Raw genomic sequence first — 14,630 nt, forward strand, 5'->3', positions numbered from 1 at the left:
GATCCGCCTGTTCGGCGCAGCTTGGCTCATCCAGGCCATCCGAGCCTGAACAAGCACGAGCCGTGGCGATTCATCCGCAGCCGACATTCATAAAGTTCCGCGCCCAATCCGTTTTGACACGGCCTCGGTCGGGACCCGTCCGTCTGCTCTACGACCGGGTAGGGTGGTTATGCGGCGGTCTGCTTTCAGCCCGAATTTTTGAAAAGCGGACGCTGCATAGCACCGAGGCAAACCTTCGTAAGTGCTGACCTGTAACCTTCCAGGCACACATCGTCGGAAAGCCTTTGCGTGCCATTGACGGCGGACGCTTTGATCGCGCTCCTTGTCTCCGACGGTTCCTCCCCGGAGGATCAAAAGGGAACGCGGTGAGGATGAGGTCCGAAAGGGCCTCCCCGAAGCCGCGGCTGCCCCCGCAACTGTAAGCGGCGAGCCCATCATCAACACGTCACTGGGTCTTCGGGCCTGGGAAGACGATGAGAGGGCGGTGACCCGCGAGCCAGGAGACCTGCCGTCAGTCGTGGTCACACGCGAAACGCATCGGGCGGGGTGTCCTGATGGGTGTCGAGGCGTTCGGCTGTCCTAACGGCAGGCAAGCGCCCAGGCCTCGTTCGCGGTGACGTGCCACAGACGTCGCCCGAGGCTTGTCCCGTGTCCTTCCCCTCCCGATCCGCGTGCCTGCGCGCGCTCGCGCTCGCCTCCGCCGCCCTTCCCGGTCCCGTGCTTGCGCAGCAGGCAGCCGCACCCTTCGTCTATGTTCCGCGGGGGGCCGAGGCGGCCGTCACGCTCTCCGAGCTTTCCGTCTCCGCCACCGGCGTCCCGACGCCGATCGACCAGGTCGGATCGAGCGTCACCGTGCTCACCGCCGAGACGCTGGAGGCCCAGCAGCGCCGCACCGTGCCGGATGCCCTCCAGCAGGTGCCGGGCCTCAACGTCGTGCAGACCGGCGGCCCGGGCGGTCAGACCTCGGTGTTCATTCGCGGCTCGAACTCGAACCACGTTAAGGTGCTCATCGACGGCATCGACGCGACCGACCCGTCGAACCCGAACGGCTCCTTCGACTTCGGGCAACTCCTGACCGACGACCTCTCCCGCATCGAGGTGCTCAGGGGTCCCCAGAGCGGCCTCTATGGCAGCGACGCCATTGGAGGCGCGATCTCCTTCACGACGAAGCGTGGCGAGGGACCGGCCAGGGCCACCGCGCGGATCGAGGGCGGCTCGTTCGGGACCTTCAACCAGAGCGGCCGGGTCAGCGGGTCGGAGAATGGCTTCGACTACTCCGTGTCGATCCAGCACTTCCGTGCGGCCGCGACACCGGTGACGCCGCCGAACCTCGTCCCGTTCGGCCGCGCGATCCATCCGAATTTTTACGACAACGAGACCGTCTCGGCGAAGTTCGGCTATCAGTTCACCGACACCTTCCGCATCAACTCGGTGACGCGCTTCATTAATTCCCGTCTCCTATTTTCGGGAACCGATTACAGCACCTTCCCTGCCTTCCCGGCGGCGTTCCGGAGTGCCGCCGACGTGCAGCAGGTCTTCACCCGCAACGAGGCCGAGTGGACACCGTTCGCTGGGTTCCACAACCTCTTCGCGATCAACTACTCGAACCTGTTCAATAGACAGCAGGGCCCCCTCGACCCCCTTGCCACGCCGGACGCGACGACGGGCCTGGGCGAGCGCACGCGCTACGAGTACCGCGGCGACTACCAGCTCTCGCCCGGGAACCTGATCCTGTTCGGCGCGCAGCGCGATGACGAGAGCCTGTCAACCATCGACCCGAGCCCGTTCGGGGCCGGCAACCTGCGGGCGAGGAACGGCAATACGGCCGGCTACGGGCAGGTGCAGCTGACGCCCTTCGAGCGGGCCTCACTCATCGCCAACATCCGCCACGACGAGAACGACGCCTTCGGGCCGGCCACCACCTTCCGCGTCGCCCCGAGCTACATCCTGCCCTTCACCGAGACCCGGATCAAAGGCAGCGTCGGCACCGGCTTCAAGGCGCCGACCCTGAGCCAGCTGTTCCAGAGCTTCCCGGCCTCGAACTTCTTCGCCAACCCGAACCTCAGGCCGGAGGAGAGCCTCGGCTACGACGCCGGCATCGAGCAGCCCCTGGGGGACCGCGTCCTCGTCGGCGCGACCTACTACGCCAACGACTTCAAGAACCTCATCACCTCGAACGCGACGTTCACCTCGAACGAGAACGTCGGCCGGGCCGAATCGTACGGGGCGGAAGCCTTCGTCGCTGTCCGGTTCTCCGATACCCTTACGGGCCGGGTCGACTACACCAACACGGTGACCAAGAACGAGATCACCCACCAGGAGCTCCTGCGACGGCCCCGCCACAAGGGCAGCGCGACAGCCTTTTGGACCCCCCTCCCGGGCCTGACCGTCAGCGGGACCGTGATCGTGCTCGGCCACTTCGTCGACGGCAACCGCGACTTCTCGGTCGCCCGGCTCAAGAACCCGGGCTTTACCCTGGTCAACCTCGCGGTGAACTACGACGTCAGCGAGACGGTGAGCGTGTTTGGGCGGGTCGATAACCTGTTCGACCGCCGCTACGAGAACCCCACCGGCTTCCTCGGGGCAGGCCTCGCCGTGTATGGCGGCGTCCGCCTGACTGCGTTTTGAGACCGCCGATGGCACGACGGTCAGGCTTCGCGGTCCTGACGGTGATGCTGGCGGTCAGCCAAATCTGGTCGATTGCCGCTGGGATGGCCGCCCCGGCATCCGGGGGACCCCGGCATGTCGTCTCGATGAACCTCTGCGCGGACGAGCTCGTACTTCGGCTTGCCGACCGCGATCAGGTCGCCGCCGTGACCTACCTCGCCCATGACCCACGCGGCTCGACCGTCGCGCGGGAGGCCATGGGCATCGCGGTGACACGCGGCCTGTCGGAGGAGATCGTCGCCCTGCGGCCCGACCTCGTCGTCGCCGGCGCCTTCACGACACGGACCACGGTGGGCCTGCTCAAGCGCGTCGGCTTCCCCCTTCTCGAACTCGGCGTACCCAACGACTTCGAGGGGGTGCGGGCCCAGATCCGGACCGTCGCCGCGGCCCTCGGGCACCCGGCGCGCGGCGAGGCGATGGTCGCGGACCTCGACGCGCGGCTGGCCGAGGTGATGCCGGCGGCCAAACCCTTGCGGGCCCTCGTGATGCGTCCGAACGCCTTCACGGTGGCACCCGGCAGCCTCGGCGACGCGGTGATCCGTGCCGCTGGCCTCGCCAACGTCGCCGCCGAACTCGGTCGCGACCGGTTCGGGCAGGTCCCGCTGGAAGCGGTGGCCTTGGCCGACGCCGACCTCATCGTCCTCGACGAGGGGGAGCCCGGCGCGCCGTCGCTGGCCGATGCCCTGCTGCATCATCCCGTCCTCGACGCGCTGCGCCGGCAGGGGCGTACCGTCTCGATTCCGAACCGGCTCTGGACCTGTCCAGGTCCGCAGGTCGCCGAGGTCGTGGCCTTGCTCGCTGCGGCGGCACACCAACGAGCGGCACGATGAACGCTCCCCTCCCGCCTCCCATGCGGGTCGACCGGGCGGTCGTCGGACCCCGCGCGGTCGTCTGGATACTCGGCCTGCTTGTGCTCGTCCTGACGGTCGCGTCCATCACGGTCGGGTATGCCCCCTTCGACGTCCTGGCGGCGGCCGGCGACCTCATCGCCGGACGGGCGACCCTCCCGGCGCTGGTGCTTTGGGAACTGCGCCTACCTCGTGCCTTGCTCGGCAGCCTTGTCGGCTTCAGCCTTGGGCTCACCGGAGCGGCGATGCAGGGCTACCTGCGCAACCCGCTCGCCGATCCCGGCATCCTCGGCATCTCCTCGGCTGCGGCCCTTGGGGCCGTGGTGGTTTTCTATGGCGGCTTCGCAGCCTCGCTTAGCCTCGCCCTCCCGCTCGGCGGGATCGCCGGCGCCGCCGTGGCGGCGCTTGCCCTGAACCTCGTCGCCGCAAGGGGCGGCACCACGCTGGGATTGATCCTCGCCGGCGTCGCCCTGTCGAGCCTCGCCGGCGCCATGACGGCGCTGGCGCTCAACCTGTCGCCCAACCCCTACGCGGCCCTGGAGATCGTGTTCTGGCTGATGGGGTCGCTCGCGGACCGCAGCATGGACCATGTCTGGCTATGCCTGCCGTTGATGGCGGTCGGCTGGGGCCTGATGCTGTCCACCGGCCGCGCGCTCGATGCCCTGACGCTGGGCGAGGACACGGCCGCGAGCCTCGGCTTCCATCTGGTCTCGGTTCGCCTACGCCTCGTCACCGGCGCAGCGCTGGCCGTGGGCAGCGGCGTGGCCGTCAGCGGCGCCATCGGCTTCGTCGGCCTCGTGGTGCCCCACCTCGTGCGACCGCTGGTCGGCGCACGCCCTGGTGCCAGCCTGTGGCCGAGTGGCCTCGCCGGGGCCGCCCTGGTGCTTGCCGCGGACTTGGGCGTTCGTCTCCTGGCGACGCGCCCGGAACTCAAGCTCGGTGTGGTGACTGCGCTCGTTGGGGCACCGTTCCTGATCGTGCTCCTCCTGCGTGAGCGAGGGCGCGGCGCATGAGCCTCGCGACCGCAGCCCTCGATGTCCGCCTCGGCGGGCGTGCCATCCTGTCGGATGTCACCCTGTCCCTGGAACGCGGGGTCCTCGTCGGTCTGGTCGGCCCGAACGGCGCCGGCAAGACCACCCTCCTGCGCTCCCTGGCAGGCTTGGTCGCACCGACCAAGGGCCGCGTGGATCTCGACGGTATGCCGCTCAAGGGCATCTCCCGCGACGCGCGCGCCAAGCGCATCGCGGTCCTTTTCCAGGGCGCGGGGGCCGGTTGGCCGATGCAGGTGCGTGACCTCGTCGCCCTCGGCAGGCTGCCGCATCGACGCCCGTTCGGTGGCCTCGATGGCACCGATCATGCCGCAATAAACCGAGCGATGGCACGGACCGACGTCGCGCGCTTCGCCGGGCGGACCGAACCGACCCTGTCCTCGGGCGAGCGGATGCGCGTCTTGCTGGCGCGGGCGCTCGCCGTCGAAGCGGAGTGGCTTTTGGCCGATGAACCGATCACCGCTCTCGACCCGGCCCATCAGCTCGACGCCATGACGCTGTTGCGGAGCGTGGCCATGGCCGGCACCGGCGTCGTCGCCGTCCTGCACGACCTCTCCCTCGCGGCCCGGTTCTGCGACCGGATCGTGGTTCTGGGTGCGGGACGCCTCGTCGCCGACGGACGCCCGGACGTCGCCCTGACGGACCAGCTGCTCGCCGATGCGTTCGGCGTCACGGCCTGCCGTGGGGCCGGACCGGACGGAACCGCCTATATCCTGCCCTGGAGCCGTTCAGGGCCACATCCGGAGGACATCGATGCAGCCTTCCCCAAACAGCCCTGATGCCACCGTCGCCCTTCTGCACGGTGCACTGGCCGATCCGACCACGGCCTGGAGCCTCGGCAGCTTCGGTGCCATCGCGGAGTTCATGCGCGATCCGGACGAGCCTGTCCTGGCCCTCCCTGACGATCGCCTGGGACTTGCGACCGCGCGCGGGGCCATCGCCTTGACCCCGAGTTCCGACCTGAGGCCAATCGCCTACGAGACCGCGGTCGCCTCGGGCTGGAACCACGCGGTCGCGCTTTGCCTGCCGGAAGCGACATGCGCGATGAACCGCAGGACCGTGGTGACGGAACTCGGGCCCGACCGGAATGCCGCCCGGGTCGAGGATCGCGACGGCATCCTGTTCGACCTCGGTCTCGGCCTTCTCGCCGTGGATGCCTGCGTGCGGGTGCGCGATCCGGAGGCCGTCGAGCGGCTGCGCGCCGGCGTCGGCATGCCGTTGTTCGACCACGCCAACCCCATCGGGCCGCATCTCGTCGCCATGAGCCCGCACCGGGTGTTCCTGGCGCGGGTCGGACGCGTCGAGGTCTATGCCCCGATCCCCGGGTCCGGCGGCACCAGCCCCGAGGGTCCGCACACGCACGTGCTGCCCAAGCTCCTGCGCAGCGGTCGGACCCATGCCGCCACGACGCCAATCCCGGCGGGCTGGGTCCCCTGCGCCGGCCTGCACCCAGCCCATCCCTACAAGGACATGATGGGCGACCGCATCGCCTTCGATACCGGCCGCTACGAAGCGTTCCAGGCGATGCTCGACCATTGGGGTGATCCGGAACTCGTGGCGATCAAGCGCGGCGGGCCCGAGGCACCCAGCGGCACGGTGTCGACCCGCCACGCCCAGGGCGCACGCCGCATCGCTGAGGCCCAGGCTCGTTACCTGCGCGGCGAGATCATCGAGGGCTCGGCGAGCGACGACGAGGATGCGGAGGCGACGGCCTGACCGTGACCCGGACGGTGCCCGGCAGGAATGGTCCGGGAGCACCCCAGAGGGTGATCGGCCTGATCGGCTGCCCGGGCGCGGGGAAGACGACCTACGCCCGCCGCTTCGACCCTCTCGACGGCTGGGTTCACCTCACCCTCGACGACTTCCGGCAGACCCTCTGGCCGCCGCACCGACAGGTCTACTGGGAACTCAGGCAGGGCTCACATGACGATGCGGCCCGGGAAGTCCTGCACCGGGTCAAGGAAGCAGCCCTGGATGCCGCCCTGACGAACGGCTTCAGCGTGGTGATGGCGGACACCCATCTCACCAGACCCGTGTTCGAGCGCGAGCTCGGGATCGTCGCCGGACACGGGCTCACTGTGGAGTGGAAAGTGTTCGACGTGCCGTGGGAGGTCCTCAAGTCCCGCAACGCGGAGCGCGGTCGCGTGGACCCGTCGCATCGCCAGCCGGATGAGGTCCTCCGGTTCACCTACGAGGTTTTCCAATCCCCGGACGCTTGGTGGCGTAGCTTGCCGCCGGAGCAGGTCGAGGTCCTGACCTGACGGACGGAGTGAGCGATCCGTCTTCCCAAGTGTTGCCGGCAGGGCATAACCCCTCGTGCATTGCATTTGGTCCGTTGACGGGCATGGGCGTCGGCATGGTACCTCGGCCGTGACGGTTCCTCCCCGGAGGATCAAAAGGGAACGCGGTGCGGGGGTAGCCCCAACGCCGTGGCTGCCCCCGCAACTGTAAGCGGCGAGCCCTTCGCCACTGACGTCACTGAGCGGCCTCGCTCGGGAAGACGGTGAAGGGCAGTGACCCGCGAGCCAGGAGACCTGCCGTCAGTCGTGGTCACACGCGAGACACGCTGGGCGGGGTGCCCCGGCGGGTGCGGAAGCATGCGCGTTGCGCGTGGTTCGGCCTCGTTCGCGGTGACGTGCCACTGCCGTCGCCCGAGGCCCATCAACGTGTCCCGTTCACCGTCCATCCCGCTGATGTCCGTGCTGGCCTTGTCCTGCGCGATCCCCACCGCCGTCGCAGCCCAGGGGGCGCGCTCTGAGGAGACCGCCGTGGTGCTCGACGCGCTCTCGGTCGAGGGGACCCTCACCGCCACGCCGACCTACCGGGTGCCGGACCTCTACAGCGGCACCAAGACGGTGACGCCGCGTCGCGACCTGCCGCAGCAGGTCGACGTGGTGCCCCGGGAGGTTCTGGTCGACACCGCCGCGACCCGGGTCGAGCGCGCCCTCGACTACGTGCCCGGGGTCGGCAAACAGAACGATTTTGGCGCCCAGAACCTCGCCCTGTACTCGGTGCGCGGCTTCGCAACCCAGGACATTTTCCAGAATGGGTTCAACATCGCCCGCGGCTACAACGGCGCCCCCGACACCCAGAACGTCCAGTCCATCGAGGTCCTGAAGGGCCCGGCCGGAGCCCTCTACGGACGCAGCGATCCGGGGGGCACCGTCAACATCCTGACCAAGCAGCCCGTAGCGCGCCCCTTCGTCGAGATGGGCACGCTGTTCGGCAGCTTCGGCACCGCCCGCACCACGGTCGATGCCGGCGGTGCGCTGAGCGAGGACGGCAGCGTGCTCTATCGCTTCAACGGCGCGCTCGCCCGCCAGGACAGCTTTCGAGATTTCGTCGACGGCGACCGGGTGCTCCTGGCGCCGGTGGTGAGCTGGCAGGTCACCCCCGACACCAAGATCACGTTCGAGGCGCAGTACCTGCGCAACCGCCAGACCTTCGACCGCGGCACCGTCGCGGTGAACAACCGCCTCGGCCTCGTCCCGCGCTCACGCTTCTTCGGCGAGCCGGGCGACGATTCCGTGTCCGAGAGCGCGCTGCTGCAGGTGCGGCTGGAGCACGCCTTCAACACCGACTGGCATTTGCGGGTCGCCACGCACCTCAACACCGGAAGCCTCACCGGCCTGCAGACCGGCGCGACCGGGATCCTCAACGACGGGCGCACGCTCTTGCGCGAGTTCCGCCAGCACGACTTCACCTGGGGCGTCGCCATCGGCCAGGCCGAACTCGTCGGGCGCTTCGAGACCGGGCCCATCGCCCACACCCTGCTGCTCGGCCTGGAGCACGAGCGCTACAACAGCACCGAGAACCTCCTGCGCTCGACCCCGCGTCTCGACCCCTTCGCCATCGACCTGTTCAACCCGGTCTACGGGCAGGCCAAGCCTCCGTTCACGCGCCGCTACAGCGCCAGCGAGAACGTCGGCAACACAGCCGTCTACCTCCAGGACCAGATCGCTCTCAGCCCGGAATGGAAGCTGCTGCTGGGCAACCGCACCGACTTCTACAACCAGACCTTCCGCGACAAGGTCGCGAACGAACGGACCGAGCAGGACCGCACCGGCTTCTCGCCGCGGGCCGGTCTCGTCTACCAGCCGCTGTCGTTCCTGGCGCTCTACGGCAACGTCGCCGCCTCGTTCCGCCCCAACACCGGCTTCGACAGCGCGTCCCGGCCCTTCGCGCCCGAGACCGGGTTCGCCTACGAGGTCGGGACCAAGCTCGACCTGTTCGACGGCCTCAGCGTGACGGCCGCCGCCTTCCACATCGAGAAGGAGAACGTACTCACCACCGACCCGGCAGACTTCTTCTTCCAGATCGCCGCCGGGGCGGTGCGCAGCCAGGGCTTCGACGTCAGCCTGGTTGGGCAGGTCACGCCCGAGTTCCGGGTGATTGGCGGATACGCCTTCATCGACGCGGCGGTCACCCGCGACGAGGTGCTAAGGGTCGGATCACCGCTGCTCAACATTCCACGCCACAGCGGCTCGCTGCTCGGCATCTACGAGGTCCAGGCGGGCGACTGGAAGGGTTTTGGGATCGGCGGCGGGTTCCGCGCCATCGGCTCGCGGCTCGGCGACAGCGGCGTCGAGAGCTTCCGCTTGCCGGGCTACGTCTTGACGGACGCGCTGGCCTACTACCGCTACGAGAACCTGCGCTTCGGGCTGAACGTCGACAACATTTTCGACGAGACCTATTACGAGCGCTCCTACAACACCTTCTGGGTCGGCGTCGGCGAGCCGCGGCGGGTCACCGTCAGCATGACGGCGCGGTTCTGATGGGCGAGCGTCCGGGAAAACCTGAGGCGTCGGCCTGCGCACCGGCCGTGTCCAGCCGCATCGCCTCGATCGATGCCCTGCGAGGGCTGGTGATGGTGCTGATGCTCCTCGACCACCTGCGCGAGACCTGGTTCCTCCACGTGCCCGTGGCCGACCCGGTCGATGCCCGGACCGCCCTGCCGGCGGTGGCCCTGGCACGGCTCGTCGTCAGCCTGTGCGCACCCATCTTCATCGCGCTGACCGGTGTGGCAGCCTTCCTGTTCGGCACGAGGCACACGCTGTCGGAGACGCGGGCCTACCTGCTGAAGCGTGGCCTTGTTCTGATGGCACTGGAGGTCCTCTACCTGTCGGAACTGTACTGGGGCGTGGCCAGCCCAACGCTCTGGCTACAGGTGATCTGGTGCATAGGCGTCTGCATGACCGTCCTGGCGGTGCTGATCGGTCTGCCACGCACGGTCCTCCTCGCGGTCGGACTGCTGATCGTCTGTGGCCACAACCTCCTCGACCCGATCCACCTCCAGCCTGACCAACCGTTTTTTGCGGTCTGGGCGATGCTGCACCAGCGCGACGTCATCGCGTTGCCGTTCGGGCTGGTCGCCAAGACGACCTATCCGGTGCTCCCGTGGATCGGCGTGATCGTGCTCGGCTACGCAATCGGCCCGTGGTTCCTGCCCACCGTAGCGGCGCAAACCCGCGAGCGCCGGTTTCTGGCCCTTGGCTGCGGGATGCTCGTCGCTTTCATGGTCCTGCGTCTGGCGAACGGCTACGGCGACAATCCCTGGTTCGTGGTCGAGGGCGATGCGCTTCGGACCACGATGAGCTTCGTTTCTCTGACGAAGTATCCCCCCTCGCTGCTGTTCCTGCTGCTGACACTAGGAATCGGGTTGCTGCTCTTGGTTGCCCTTGAACGGATGCGCGACGCTTCGGTCGTCTCCGCTCTGGCGGTGTTCGGCGGTGCGCCGCTGTTCTTTTACCTGCTCCACTTGACGATCCTGCGGCTCCTGTATCACGGCGCCGCCGCCATCTGGGGGCCGACGCAGGGCAGCGTGTTCGGCGTAGCAAATTATGGCTGGGTTCTGGCCTGGTATGTCGGGCTGGTCGTGCCCCTCTACTGGCCGACGGCCTGGTTCTCGCGCTTCAAAGTGGCACGTCGCGATATAGCCTGGCTCAGGTATCTCTAGTGGATGAAATCTGACGGATGGAACCCGTTCCCTGGGCCCACGCCCGGCCCCTTGCCGACCCTCGGAAGGTCCGCTCCCGGCCTGTTGAGGCAGAGGTCAACGACCGGGTTGGGTGGTAAGCTGCCGGTCCGCTCTCGGCGTCGTGTCGCTGAAAGCGAACCTCGCGGCCAAAGCTCACGACGCGGAATACTGTCCTTCGGTGACTTGCTCCACCCGAGAGCGAGTGAGCGAGGAAGGGGTTTCCTCAGAGCATCTCGTTTGGGGCTTGAACCTGCGCGCCGCCGAACACGACGGCCTGCCGCAACGACGGTCGGGACAGGCCGTAGATCAGACGCGGCTCCACCGGTGCGCTGACCGCATCCAGGGCGGCGCGATGCTCTGGGGAAAGCATGAGATCGAGCGCGGCGATGTTGTCGGCCACCTGCTCCGGCCGGCTCACCCCCATCAGCGTCGAGGCGACACCCGATCGTCCGACCACCCAAGCGAGCGCAACGCGCGCCGGCGATTGCCCGATGGCCACCGACACCCGGCGCACACCTTCGACGATGTCCCAGTTGCGCGGCGTGAACAGGCTGTCTCCGAACGGGTTGGACCCGTCGAGACGCTTGTCGTCGGCGGGGCGCGCCTCGCCCGACTGAGCGGCATCCTTCGGCAGGCCGCCTGCCCGCGGACCCGCAGCCTCAACCGTCACGCGATCGTACTTGCCGCTCAACAGCCCGTAGGCGAGCGGCGACCATGGCACCACGCCCATGCCGAACTCGGCAGCGAGCGGGACATGCTCGTCCTCCACCTCCCGGTTCACGAGCGCGTAGAAGTATTGCAACGCGATCGGCCCCGGCAGGCCGCGTATTGCGGCCACCGTCGCGAGCTTGGCGACGTACCACGCGGGCGTGTTCGAGAGACCCCAGTACCGGACCTTCCCGGCGCGCACGAGACCAGCCATGGTCTCCAGCAGCTCCTCCGCCGGCGTGATCCCGTCCCAAACGTGCACCCAGTAGAGATCGACGTAATCGGTCTGCAGGCGACGTAGTGAGCCTTCCAGCGCCGCGTGAACATGCTTGGCGCCGTTGCCGCCCGCGTGCGGCCCCTTGCCCGTGGCAAAGCCAGATTTCGTCGCGAGGACGATCCGGTCGCGCAAGCCGCGCTCGCCGATGAAGCGGCCGAGCATCGCCTCGCCCTCACCGCCCGCGTACACATCGGCTGTGTCGATGAAATTGCCGCCCCGCTCCAGGTAGGCATCGAACACGGCGCGGCTGCCGGCCTCGTCCAGCCCCCAGCGCGCGGTGCCGAAGGTCATGGTGCCGAGCGCGAGCGGACTGACCGCAAGGCCGGAGCGGCCGAGCGTACGGTAATGCGTGAGGTCCATTGTTGCATATCCCTGCTGATACCCCACAGGATAGAGCCGCCGTTCGTAGGCGATTAGCCCCAAACATCGGCAAGGGCTTGTGAGCGGAGTTCAGGAATGCGACGGGGCACGCTCGATGATCTCGCGGCCTTCGCGGCGGTCGCACGCACCCGCAGCTTCACGCGGGCGGCGGCCGAGCTCGGCTTGTCCCCCTCGGCGCTCAGCCACGCCGTGCGGGGGCTGGAGGAACGGCTCGGGGTCCGGCTGCTCGCGCGCACCACGCGTAGCGTCGCGCCGACGCCGGCGGGCGAGCGGCTCGTGCGTTCGCTGGCTCCGGCGCTGGCGGAGGTCGAGCGCGGGCTTGCAGCGCTCGCCGACTGGCGCGGCACGCCGTCCGGTTCGCTGCGGCTGACGACCTTTTCCTCGGCCGCGCGCCGAGTGCTCGACCCAGCCCTGCCGCGCTTCCTCCTCGATCATCCGGCCGTCTCAGTCGAGGTCATCATCGACGACCGCCTGACCGACATCGTCACTGCCCGTTTCGATGCCGGCATCCGCTTCGGCGAGACGGTGGAGCGCGACATGGTAGCGGTGCGGCTGGGACCGGACCTGCGCACGGTGGTGGTCGGCACACCCGCCTACTTCGCGCGCCATCCGCGGCCCGGGACGCCTGCCGACCTGGAGGCGCACAACTGCGTCAACTACCGGCTGGTCGGCGGGGGTGGATTGCTGCCGTGGGAGTTCGCGCGCGACGGCCAAGACGTGCGCGTGCGTGCAAGCGGGCAACTCACCGTCAATGATGCGGCCCTCGGGGGGGCGGCCGTGCGGGCCGGTGCCGGGCTCGGCTACATGCTGGAGGAGGATGTGGCCGCCGACATCCAGGCGGGCCACCTCGTGCAGGTTCTGGCGGACTGGTGCACGCCCTTCCCCGGTTACCACCTCTACCATCCGAGCCAGCAGGCTACCCCGGCGCTCCGCGCCCTGATCGACGCCGTGCGTTGGGTTGAAGCACGACCTGTTTAGGTCGGACACGGTCGAATGCTCCTCCGACCGCGGGGAGCCGGAGCGACTACTTCGCGGCGTGAATGTTCGGCGGCCCGAGATGCTGGAGAAAATCCGGCTTGCCGAGGCTCACGCCAGCGCCCCGGAGGATCCCGTAGGCTGTTGTCACGTGGAAGAAGAAGTTCGGAAGCGCGAAGCCGGTCAGATAGGCCTGCCCACTGAAGCGGTATCCCATGCCATTCGGGAACTTCAGCTCCACCTCCCGCTCCGCGCCTGAGGCCAGCGCCGCCGGATCGATGCCTTCAACGAAGGCGATCGTCCTGGCACAGCGCTCCTTGAGTTCGGCGAAGGTCGTCTCGACGTCAGGCATCGAGGGCGCTTCGATCCCAGCCAGCCGTGCCACCGCGTTCTTCGCACTGTCGGATGCCATTTGATACTGAGCAGGCAGAGGCTTCATGTCGGGAGCCAGCCGCTGGACGAGCAGCTCGGCTTCTGGCTTCTCCGATGCCGCCTTGTCGAGCCAAGTGCTCATGTTGCGAAGCGCGTTGACGAAGACGGGGACGCTGACGTCGTAGATGCTGATGCTCATTTGGGCTCCCTAAGGCACCTGCAATAAAAGACGCGGTGAGAAGGCGCACACCGCAAAAGGGTGCATCGAACGAAGACGCTAGACCGCCGACGAACGGCCGCTTCGGAGAAGCGACGGGAGGGGTCCGGGCGGCTAGGTTGGGTCGATAGCCGAATGGCATCTGACTCCAGTTTCGACCGTGGCCGCGTATGCTGCTCAACCGCTCGCTTCAGGTCTCCATGAGTTTGAGACAGGCGTCTCCTTAGGTTGCGAAGCACGTGCTTGACGTCGCCTCGATCCATGTCGGACTGTCCCACGCGGAAGCTTCGCCAGGGTGCGCGGCCAGGGTAGCGCATCCCGGCAATGATCAATCGAGAAATGGCAGATCCCGCCAGCGGAAGGCTCCACGACCTGCTGGGCTACGTCGAACAAGTCGTCAGGCTCGACGAAAGGGCGGCCATGCGGCTGAGCGAGCATCGGCTCCCGACCGGGCAAGCGTTCATCCTGCACCAACACGAACTCCATGCCCTCCCCGGTGTCAGGCATGACCTCGTCGACGAGGAGGGACCGATCTGGCTTTCGGTCCAGCGGTTGCGGCGAAGTGCGGCGCCGGCTCCGCCCGAGGAGGCTGCGGAATGGCTGGAACTCGCTCCTGATCCGGAACGCCGGCCCCGGCTGCTCCCGTTCCTGATCCAAACCATACCGATGGCCGAGAAGAACGCCCTTGTCTCGGCAGGGTTGGCTCGGGTCGAGGATTGCTCCGAGGCGCCGATTCAGCCCGAGAAGGATGTCCATCTCTGGGATGTCCGGCTGCGGATCGAGGACAGGGCCGACGTTCAGGCAGCGGCGGAGGCCTGGATCACGGAGAGGTGGCTGCCCTGGTCCCTGGCGGAGGGGCCGGTACGTCATTCACTGGCGTTGTATCAGCGCCTTTTCGAGGTGGCGCAATTGTCCGAGCTCGGCGGCGGGGACCGGCCGTTCGAGCTCGTCTGGGGCATGGGCTTGGCGCGATGGAAAAAGGATGATCGTGAGATCGATCTGCCCCTTGTGGAGCGTCTGATCGAGATCGAGGTCGACGATGCCGGAGGGGCCGAAATCCGCATTCGACCGCGCGCCGCCGCGGCCGCGGTGAACCTTCGGGCCTATGAGGACATGGGCGTCGAGGGTGTGATGCTGGCCCACGATGCAGCCCGACGCG

At 68.1% G+C, this 14,630-nt stretch carries 11 protein-coding genes, 1 pseudogene and 2 riboswitches; of the genes and pseudogenes, 10 read left to right on the forward strand and 2 right to left on the reverse strand.

Going from position 1 to position 14,630, the window contains the following annotated elements; translation table 11 throughout:
• The first annotated feature begins 315 nt into the window (after nt 1–315).
• Nucleotides 316–528, forward strand: a riboswitch (cobalamin riboswitch).
• Between the two features lie 120 nt (nt 529–648).
• From J7U37_RS23950 to J7U37_RS23985, 8 genes are all read left to right on the forward strand, one after another.
• Nucleotides 649–2,628 (forward strand): TonB-dependent receptor, encoded by a 1,980-nt coding sequence (locus J7U37_RS23950; RefSeq protein ID WP_247637361.1) that lies wholly within the window; start codon nt 649–651, stop codon nt 2,626–2,628.
• Nucleotides 2,629–2,711: 83 nt separating this feature from the next.
• Nucleotides 2,712–3,497: an ABC transporter substrate-binding protein gene (locus J7U37_RS23955; RefSeq protein WP_246685253.1), complete on the forward strand. Its 786-nt coding sequence runs from the start codon at nt 2,712–2,714 to the stop codon at nt 3,495–3,497.
• Nucleotides 3,494–4,528, forward strand: coding sequence for an iron ABC transporter permease (locus J7U37_RS23960; protein ID WP_147812596.1), 1,035 nt, complete (start codon nt 3,494–3,496; stop codon nt 4,526–4,528). The genes J7U37_RS23955 and J7U37_RS23960 overlap by 4 nt, the downstream gene beginning before the upstream one ends.
• The gene (locus J7U37_RS23965) at nt 4,525–5,343 is read left to right on the forward strand and encodes an ABC transporter ATP-binding protein (RefSeq protein WP_247637362.1); all 819 of its coding nucleotides are present in this window, start codon (nt 4,525–4,527) and stop codon (nt 5,341–5,343) included. The genes J7U37_RS23960 and J7U37_RS23965 overlap by 4 nt, the downstream gene beginning before the upstream one ends.
• The gene (locus J7U37_RS23970; RefSeq protein ID WP_147812594.1) at nt 5,318–6,280 is read left to right on the forward strand and encodes a hypothetical protein; all 963 of its coding nucleotides are present in this window, start codon (nt 5,318–5,320) and stop codon (nt 6,278–6,280) included. The genes J7U37_RS23965 and J7U37_RS23970 overlap by 26 nt, the downstream gene beginning before the upstream one ends.
• Nucleotides 6,281–6,330: 50 nt before the next feature.
• Nucleotides 6,331–6,825: an AAA family ATPase gene (locus J7U37_RS23975; protein ID WP_147812593.1), complete on the forward strand. Its 495-nt coding sequence runs from the start codon at nt 6,331–6,333 to the stop codon at nt 6,823–6,825.
• 96 nt (nt 6,826–6,921) lie between these two features.
• Nucleotides 6,922–7,121, forward strand: a riboswitch (cobalamin riboswitch).
• A 109-nt stretch (nt 7,122–7,230) separates the two neighbouring features.
• On the forward strand, nt 7,231–9,339 hold the full coding sequence (locus tag J7U37_RS23980) for a TonB-dependent siderophore receptor (protein ID WP_247637363.1): 2,109 nt from the start codon (nt 7,231–7,233) through the stop codon (nt 9,337–9,339).
• Nucleotides 9,339–10,520 carry a heparan-alpha-glucosaminide N-acetyltransferase domain-containing protein gene (locus J7U37_RS23985; RefSeq protein WP_282104154.1) on the forward strand — a complete coding sequence of 394 codons (1,182 nt, stop codon included), beginning with the start codon at nt 9,339–9,341 and terminating at the stop codon, nt 10,518–10,520. The genes J7U37_RS23980 and J7U37_RS23985 overlap by 1 nt, the downstream gene beginning before the upstream one ends.
• Before the next feature lie 244 nt (nt 10,521–10,764).
• Here the strand turns inward: J7U37_RS23985 and J7U37_RS23990 are convergent, their stop codons facing one another.
• Nucleotides 10,765–11,886, reverse strand: coding sequence for an aldo/keto reductase (locus tag J7U37_RS23990; RefSeq protein WP_147854088.1), 1,122 nt, complete (start codon nt 11,884–11,886; stop codon nt 10,765–10,767).
• A 96-nt stretch (nt 11,887–11,982) separates the two neighbouring features.
• Between J7U37_RS23990 and J7U37_RS23995 the strand changes: the two genes are divergently transcribed.
• Entirely contained in the window at nt 11,983–12,885 is a 903-nt protein-coding gene (locus J7U37_RS23995; RefSeq protein ID WP_247637365.1) for a LysR family transcriptional regulator, read from the forward strand.
• Between the two features lie 46 nt (nt 12,886–12,931).
• Here the strand turns inward: J7U37_RS23995 and J7U37_RS24000 are convergent, their stop codons facing one another.
• Complete coding sequence (locus J7U37_RS24000; protein ID WP_247637366.1) at nt 12,932–13,453, reverse strand: DUF1993 domain-containing protein; 522 nt, start codon at nt 13,451–13,453, stop codon at nt 12,932–12,934.
• Nucleotides 13,454–13,810: 357 nt separating this feature from the next.
• Here J7U37_RS24000 and J7U37_RS24005 point away from each other — a divergent pair.
• Nucleotides 13,811–14,630: pseudogene (locus tag J7U37_RS24005) on the forward strand (DNA helicase); the annotation flags it as partial.

Source organism: Methylobacterium sp. 37f (assembly GCF_023093475.1).
Classification (GTDB): domain Bacteria; phylum Pseudomonadota; class Alphaproteobacteria; order Rhizobiales; family Beijerinckiaceae; genus Methylobacterium.

Coding starts and splice junctions, on each gene's coding strand:
- J7U37_RS24000 (WP_247637366.1), bottom strand. CDS start 13,453: ATGAGCATCAGCATCTACGACGTCAGCGTCCCCGTCTTCGTCAACGCG.
- J7U37_RS23970 (WP_147812594.1), top strand. CDS start 5,318: ATGCAGCCTTCCCCAAACAGCCCTGATGCCACCGTCGCCCTTCTGCAC.
- J7U37_RS23985 (WP_282104154.1), top strand. CDS start 9,339: ATGGGCGAGCGTCCGGGAAAACCTGAGGCGTCGGCCTGCGCACCGGCC.
- J7U37_RS23995 (WP_247637365.1), top strand. CDS start 11,983: ATGCGACGGGGCACGCTCGATGATCTCGCGGCCTTCGCGGCGGTCGCA.
- J7U37_RS23990 (WP_147854088.1), bottom strand. CDS start 11,886: ATGGACCTCACGCATTACCGTACGCTCGGCCGCTCCGGCCTTGCGGTC.
- J7U37_RS23955 (WP_246685253.1), top strand. CDS start 2,712: ATGGCCGCCCCGGCATCCGGGGGACCCCGGCATGTCGTCTCGATGAAC.
- J7U37_RS23960 (WP_147812596.1), top strand. CDS start 3,494: ATGAACGCTCCCCTCCCGCCTCCCATGCGGGTCGACCGGGCGGTCGTC.
- J7U37_RS23965 (WP_247637362.1), top strand. CDS start 4,525: ATGAGCCTCGCGACCGCAGCCCTCGATGTCCGCCTCGGCGGGCGTGCC.